6 protein-coding genes are annotated in these 7068 nt (G+C 32.0%); all 6 read right to left on the bottom strand.

Annotated elements, in window-relative coordinates:
- Window positions 1–183, bottom strand: a 183-nt coding sequence (locus FC55_RS06740) for a type II toxin-antitoxin system prevent-host-death family antitoxin (RefSeq protein WP_057704746.1), incomplete at its 3' end; no start/stop codon positions are given.
- A gap of 346 nt (window positions 184–529) precedes the next feature.
- Entirely contained in the window at window positions 530–697 is a 168-nt protein-coding gene (locus FC55_RS09915) for a hypothetical protein (protein ID WP_003699046.1), read from the bottom strand.
- A 24-nt stretch (window positions 698–721) separates the two neighbouring features.
- Window positions 722–1036 (bottom strand): LPXTG cell wall anchor domain-containing protein, encoded by a 315-nt coding sequence (locus FC55_RS06735; RefSeq protein WP_003699045.1) that lies wholly within the window; start codon window positions 1034–1036, stop codon window positions 722–724.
- Complete coding sequence (locus FC55_RS06730) at window positions 981–1322, bottom strand: YSIRK-type signal peptide-containing protein (RefSeq protein WP_003699044.1); 342 nt, start codon at window positions 1320–1322, stop codon at window positions 981–983. Before FC55_RS06730 ends, FC55_RS06735 begins: the two co-directional genes overlap by 56 nt.
- Window positions 1323–1447: 125 nt before the next feature.
- Window positions 1448–3784 carry a pLS20_p028 family conjugation system transmembrane protein gene (locus tag FC55_RS06725; protein ID WP_133174174.1) on the bottom strand — a complete coding sequence of 779 codons (2337 nt, stop codon included), beginning with the start codon at window positions 3782–3784 and terminating at the stop codon, window positions 1448–1450.
- A gap of 211 nt (window positions 3785–3995) precedes the next feature.
- Window positions 3996–7055 carry a VirD4-like conjugal transfer protein, CD1115 family gene (locus FC55_RS06720; protein ID WP_003699042.1) on the bottom strand — a complete coding sequence of 1020 codons (3060 nt, stop codon included), beginning with the start codon at window positions 7053–7055 and terminating at the stop codon, window positions 3996–3998.
- Between the last annotated feature and the right edge of the window lie 13 nt (window positions 7056–7068).

Raw genomic sequence — 7068 nt, 5'->3', positions numbered from 1 at the left:
TTCAGCTTTATTTAGTTCTTTTAATAATCTTATTTCAGCCTGTAGCCTATCCCATTGTTCAATGTTAACTAAAGCAGCTTTTCCAACACCATTCTTAGTTAATATAATTGGTTTTCCTACATCTAAATCATCTAACACTTTAGAATAATTTCGCAAAATTGTTGCAGGTTGTGTCAGTTCCATAAAAATCACCTCGTATACTTATAATCTTATATAATTATATCATCATCAGCTGCAAATTTACAGCAAATGATTTTATTAAAGAATAAGTAAGTTAACAAGCCATAGATAGTTATTAGAGAGTAAGAGAATAATAATAGTAATTTAACAGCTATTAGAGAATAAATTGATAATGATAAGTTAGATAGCTGTTAGATAGTAAAACGGTTACTTATAGACAATAAAAAATCCCCTCAGTTGAAGGGGATTCTGTATTTCTATTAGGAACCTATATCACTACACATATTATAACAAACGTTTTAGTTCATTAATATCTTTTTCAAGTCTAATCTAGTCTTTGGCCTTCCTTTTATAGTCTTGCTACCCCCTCTTGTATCTTCTCTTGCAATTTTTTGTTCTCTAAATCTTTTTGCTCTAATTTCTTCTGTAATTGTTCTATTAACTGTTTTTGCATATCAATCATCTGATCTTGCTCATCAATTATTTGATCCCTTAATTCTATCAATTCATTCTCCATTACTCTATTCTCCAGTCTTAAATTCTAATTTTTATTTTTCCTTTTCTTACGTTTCATAATCCCTGTTAAACCTAAACTAGCAACTATACTTGCTAAACCTGTCGCAATCAAACCACTATTTCTCTTTTCTCCTGTTTGTGGTAACTCAGTTGTTACAAACTTAGATTGAACTTTCGCTTGTTTCTTAGGAGTTGGAAGCGTTACTTGTTGCTTATTAGAAGCAACAGCTGTTTCTTTATCTGGAAGTTTTGTATACTCTACTTCTACAGTTTGGCTAGTTGTATCATAAGTTACTTCTTCTTTTTGAACTTGATTGATACTTGATTTGTGTACCAGCATTTGAATCAACAGAATTATTAACTATAGGCGTTGTTGATTCTGTAGTTTGATCGGCAGTTGTATTTTCCTGAGTTGAACTTGAAGAACTAACTGTTGTTGGTTTAGTTGTAGTAACATCTGTCGCTGTATTTGGTAAGCTATCAGCTTTTGCAGTGTTAGCCCCCATATAAAGAGTTGTTGAAATTAAAACTGAAGCAACTCCTACACCTACCTTACGAATTGCGTAATGCGGAGTTCTATTAGCAGTTTGTTCCATCTTGTTTCTTATATTATTTTTAGAAACCATAAAAAAATCACCTCTAATATATTTGATATAGAAACTATAACTTGAATTTCAAAAAGTACCATTTTTATGACAAAAGCAACATTGTACTACATATAAAAAAACAGCCCAAATTGAGCTGCTTTTTCCTATTCATCAATCTCTTTAGCTTGAATATGGCTTTTTTGATTGAAATACATCATTCCTTGTTGAAGTTTTCCTTGTGCTTTTTGGAATGATTCTTTAGATTTTTGATATTGATTATTAGTCTTCTTATCCTTATTTAAATATTGATTTACATGCTTATTATTTTTAGGTGGTTGTGTAGGTTGTGATTTATTTACTCCATTTCCTCCGTCATTTTGAGATGGTTGAGAACCATTTACTTCATTATTCTGAGGTGGCTGTGAACTATTTGTTCCATTCTCTCCATTACTTTGAGGTGGTTGTGAGCCATTTATTCCACCATCTACATTACTACTTTGAGGTGGTTGCTGGTTACTTATCCCACTCTCTCCGTCATCTTGATTTCCACCATCATCTTTTGAAGTACCGCCACCTGTGTCATTTCGTTCATTCATTCTATTTAGGCGATTTGCTGGACTATTAGCTCCATCATTAGCTCCTGGTTGATAGTTCTTAGTTCCGTCAGGATTGTATGTCGTAGTAGCCTGATCTTCTAGTTGTTGCCGTTTTGCATCGTCAGAGGTGCCTGGACTATTAGACATTTTTGAAGTATCAGGCCCAGGGGGATCAGCTTTCCCTTTTAAAACATCATCAGCACTTGGAGAATTATTATTTACTGCTTTACTCCCAGATTTTACACCTTGATTGTAAGAATCTTTAATGCCGCTTCCTGATTTTTTAAACTGCTCAGCTTTATTAGAAATTCCTTTTGACGCTTTATTAAAGGCGTTAGTAGCCCCAGAAGACATTGTTTTTCCTAATCCTTGTTGAGCAATCTTATTACCAACACCTTGAGCAGCTCCTATGCCACCAGCTGCCTTATTTGCAAAGTTTCTTGCCATACCTGGTAAAGCTTTTGTACCTCTACTTACACCACTAGCAGCACTACTTGCAGCTCCAGCTCCTAAATGACCTAAACCACTTGCAGCTCCACCAGCAACACCAGCTAACATCATGGCTCCCATCATCTGTTGCATTTGTTCATTATGACCAGTTGAAACACCTAACCAGCGTTCAACAATTGTAATTCCTTGCATTGCACCAAAGAATATACCTAGATAGATGATAATTGCCATAATCCAATTTTGCCAACTTGATAGTCCGTCAAAAACTTTTAAGTTTGGTAAATCTCTTAGAATTTCAACTGTCATTCTTAAAGTTAAAACTTCAAAGAATATACCTGCAATTCCACCAACAACTGCACCAAGTAGTTCTTTAACTTTTTTATTTCCTTCTACTTCTGTATAAGCAATCAACGGAGCAATCACTGATGTAAAGAAAACTTCATAGATTGATTTTACAATTTTAATCGACATTGATAGTAATAACACAATTAAAACAATATATTGTGCATATACTGCTATCCAGTTAACTCGATAACGTGGATAAATATTTTCTAAGGCATTAGCACTCTTCATAAATCTATGTTCAGTAATTGCAATTACTTTATCGTCAGTTGAGTTAGGCTCATGTTCAAATAAACCTTTCAAGCCTTTATGAGCTTTATCTAAAGAATTTCCTACATCAGTATCAGAAACACCTAAAGACGCACTAAAGTTAACATTACCTACATAATCACTGGTATTTACCTTCTTCTTACTATCGGTTATATTATTTGCTTTTTTGATATTTTTTAAATAGCCCTTACTATCTAATGGATATGTTTTCTCGTCAAATCCATTTTCTGCTAATACCTTTAAATCAACTGTATTATTTCGAATAGGTTGAACAGCTAATGAACCTAGACTTTTAGATTTAATCGTTGTCCCAATATCTTTTTGAATTGCAGTACTAAATTGAGTGATTCCCCAGGGTAAAGCTCCAATTATAAAACTAGCTGTAATAAGTCTGACCATAATATCTTTATATTTAGGTCTGCTAGTAAATAAACTGATAATTATATACCCAACTAATAACATAATAAAAAGTGAAAGTCCTACAGTTTGTAAACCATGATAAACAGTGTAGAAAATTCCACCTTGTTTATTGTCACTAAGATAGCCAAATAATCCAAACAGGTTAAACAAATTCTCGTAAATATTTTCTAAGCCATTGACAAAACCATATAAAACTTTAGCTATCGTTCCTAATACTCCGTTTCCTAAAGCAATATATACTGGAGAAGCCTTTAAGTATTGTCCCCAGTGATTGTAATACCACAATGCAGCGTCAGTTGGAGGCCCTTCTTTTAAAGTCCCGTTAAACGAACCAACTGTCTTCATTAATTGATCAAAACTTGTGAAACCTGAAGTCTTGTCGGCTGCTAAAGCCGTTATTGGAGTAAAAATACCGAATATCAATAAAAATGCTAGTCCCAGCCATATAATCTTTTTATGCTTGACTTTAGGCAGCCTAATTTTATTAAATATTTTTCTACTCGATTTAAACTCATTTTTCACATTTGTCACCTCACATTCTTAATTAATACGTCAAGCATACCGTAGAAAATAAAATTTACTATTTTAATGACAACTATATTTAATTTGAAATAGTTAAACTAATTCATTAAAATTAGCTTTCTACAACAATGTTTTCAGGAATTTCTTCAATATCTTCTACGGTTTTTTCAGGTCTTTCTCTCAAATATTCCTGATAAAGATTTTTTCTAGCTCTAAGCTTGGCATTTTGAATATTTCCTAAATCACTCCGCCATGCCTTTAATTGCTCGTAAACATCTCTAGAGTCAAGAGCGACTTGTCTTAAATCAAGATTTCTATGCTTACTTTCAACAGGTATATCACTTAAAGTCATTGATTGATCAAACTCTTTATTCAAAAACATATATCTATAAGGCATTTCGGTTTTCCCATGTGCAAATATTGGATCTGGTGTAACTTTTTTACCATATCTATCCATTGTTTTAACTCCACGAATAATAACCATTTCCCCTGCTTGTAAATTTCTTAATTGTGTAACAGTCATTAAAGCTTGTTCTGGGTTTTCAGTTCTAATATTGGGATTAGCTTCATCTAAAATATTAGTTGACTTACCACGTTTGGTTATTGTCTTCTTACCTAACTGCTCACTATAAAAGCTTAGCGTATCTTTAACGATTGCTTTAATTAAAATGTTTAATGAACAGGCTGCTAAAATTCCATCAGCACTTTCTTTACCATACTTATCTACTAATTGAGTCAACTCTTGCACAAATAACATAAATTGAATATTTTGCCCCAATCCAATGTTTAGTTTTTCAGACATTTTAGGAATTGGTGGTAAATTACCAAATTCGTCTAGAATAAACTGTATTCTAATTGAAGTTTTCCTTCCTGCCTTTAAAGCTACTTCATAATTTGCATTAAAAAGTTGGTCAATCAATAAGGAACTCATTGAATTATATTCACTTCGGTTAGGAGGAGTTACTAAAAATAGTGCTGTTGGCTTATCTGAATAAATTAGATTAATATCAGTAAATTCATCTAATTCAAATAACCCCTGTGTACTTCGAATATCGACTTTAACGTCTTTTAATTCATATCTGCCAGTTATTTCATCTTTATCTTTGGAATAACGCTTGCGTCCTGCTAACTTGCAACGATCGTTAATAATCTCACGTCTATTATTGCGATCATTAAAGTTAATTTCGATAATAAATTTATCAGACAATGGTTTTTGAATAACATAATTCAAGTAACCATTTCCATCTAGCAAAACCTTATCGCTACGTACAAAATATTTACGTTTACCTTTGATTCCTACTTTAGAGCTATAACCTGTTTGATAAATGCTAATGTATGCTGCTTGATGTACATATAAGTTAGGCTCACCTTTCATACGACTAGATCTAAAATGCACTTGTAATCTTCTAGGATTACCAACCGATTCCAAATCTAAGGAATTTTTAGAGGTTAATCTAGCAATATTATCTTGTAGAAATAAATTAATTCCTGAAAGCATTGAAGAATAAATATTACCTTTAGTTTCTTCTGAAGCAAAATCACTATTTCTTAAATTAATGTCTGCCATTTCTCTAAATTTAGAAAACTCTTTATCATTAATTTTTCTAAGTTGGTCAAAATACAATGTCAATTTAGATTTAGTTTTATATCTAATTCTAGGATCTGGAGTTACTACTTCTTCTCCATTTTCATTAACTGGAACAATTTCTGAACCTAAATCTATTAGAAACTTAGCTACATTTCTAACAGTTACTGTATCCCAGGCGTCTTTTTCTTGATCACTATTATATGTTTCATTTGCTCTATCAATTAGTGCAATTGTAATAGCGTTAAATAATGAAATTGCTGTATCTTCCCAATATTTTTCATTTCCTTTGGTAAATCCACCTTTAGATTTACGATAAATTGCTTCTGCTACGGCATTTACTCGTTCTTGAACTTTTTCGTAATATCCATGTTTAGCTGCTTCTTTAGCTAAAGCTAATGGATCGTATGACATTGACCAATCCATATCTTGAAAAGATAGAACTTGAACGTTATAGCCACGTTTACGTAATGTTTTATACGAAGCTTGATAGATTTCACCTTTAGGGTCAGTTACTACTAATGAAGATTTCTTCTTAGCTCGACTAATAGTATCAATTGAAGGATTAACTAAACTTTCACCTTTACCAGATCTAGTTGTCCCATTGACGATAATATTAATCGGTTCTTTAACTAATAAGTAGATTCCTGTAACTAATTTTGAAACTCCTGTTTTTTGCATAAGATCTTGCAAAAAATCTGTTACTTTTTTACTTCGATAACGCATTAAAGTACCTAGAGTTAATCCTGCTATATTTTGCTTATTAAGATGTAAAATCGGAATTCCACTTTCTCCTGAATATTCTTTATGACGATCAGGTGCAAGATAATATTGACGTTTTACCTCACTTAATTTAGCAAAACGGTCGTCACCTGATTCGTTGTTATTGTAATCACGATATTGTTCCCAATTTATCCAAGCAGACTTCCATACAACCCATGCTCCTATTAGTGATAATGGTATTGCTAAAACTGGAGAAACCAAAAAAACACTTATATTAAACAGATTCGTCCACCTTAAAACCGTCCAGTCAAAATTCACCAAATTCTTTGGATTAAGAATATTGAGATAAATACATGTAATTATCGCTCTAATAATGCTAACAAGATAATCTGTTAATAAGATTATTCCTAAATTAAAACCTATTCCCATAGCGAAAAAGGATCTCCATGTCTTAAAGCGTAAAAATGGTTTCTTCTCTTTAAAAAATCTTCTACGTTGATGGTTAACTATTTTCAAAGGATAAACTATCCGTAAGGCAATATCACTAACTAATAGGATAATTAGTCTGATTGGCAACACTAAAAGATCTACAATTAATGTTCCAATTACTTTCGTTTTTCCTTTGTCTTTCGTTTTTTCTTGCCAATTTTGCCTTAATTCATCTTGTTTTCTTTGTAGTTTATTAATCCATACCCTAGAAAATTTAAACTTTTCTCTAAAGTTATTAATTATTTTAATAGCAAATTTGATTTTAAATCTGAATGACAACCAAACTAAAATTCCTAATAAACACCCTACCAGTAAGACCAATTCGGGTAAGTTTAATATCCATAAAATTTGTGTATTCCAAATTACTACTAACATAAAACTAAGTACT

The organism is Ligilactobacillus salivarius DSM 20555 = ATCC 11741 (assembly GCF_001435955.1).
In the GTDB taxonomy this organism is placed as follows: Bacteria; Bacillota; Bacilli; order Lactobacillales; family Lactobacillaceae; genus Ligilactobacillus; species Ligilactobacillus salivarius.
This window is presented reverse-complemented; position numbering and strand designations above follow the sequence as displayed.